Genomic DNA, 758 nt, shown 5'->3' with positions numbered 1-758 from the left:
CTTCTAAGTACTTAGGCAAGATCTCAATAAGATATTCAGTAAATTGAGGTGCCGATGGTTCGTACTTCATTGCCGGTATGAGTAACTCAGCTTGGTTTTGATAATCAAAAGGCGAAGCGAGTGCCAAAAACTGAGTCCCAGATTCTGGCTTTCCATCCATGCCTACTTGATGGCAAAAATAGTGGAAAGAGTTCAACGCTCGCATTGTTGCTGAAACTAATACGGCACCAATACAACGACTCCAAATCTGTTGGTCTAGCTGCCATCCAATCTCAAGAGGGGAGACACTCACAATAAAATCGCCTTCACGATCTGGGTGAGTTTCTAGCCATCTCGCTAAAGGTGCTCCTTTTTCTCGTGTTGGCTCTGCCATTAAATGCCAAACTTGAGCAAGGTTCTCTAGTCGTTGAATATAGAAACCTAGTTCAGCGAGCGCAGGCTCGGCCAATCTTGCCGCGAGTTCGCCATCTTTGACTCTTTCTGCGATAAGATCGGCGATTTTCGCGACGCTTTGGTTTGCTTTCTTGCTGAACTGCTTTAGCTCTTTAGATTGGTTTTCTAGCCAAGTAGGCAGTTCGCCATGTTCAAAGCGGTAGATGCCTTCTTCAAACTGAGATGGGTCGAACTGTTTAGTCAGTTGAGTGAGCGCAGGTATTAAGTTTTGCACGGAGTCTTGCAAGTCATTGCGGAAACGAGCGACACGTTTCTCATCAGCCAGTGATGAAAATTTACTGATTGACTGATTCAGCTTCTCTAGC

At 45.3% G+C, this 758-nt stretch carries 1 pseudogene; it reads right to left on the bottom strand.

From position 1 onward, the window contains the following. Nucleotides 1–758: pseudogene (locus R7044_RS25100) on the bottom strand (ATP-dependent DNA helicase DinG); the annotation flags it as partial.

This window comes from Vibrio sp. 1402, assembly GCF_033340275.1.
Note: the sequence above shows the minus strand (reverse complement) of the source record. Positions and strands in the feature narration are given on the sequence as shown.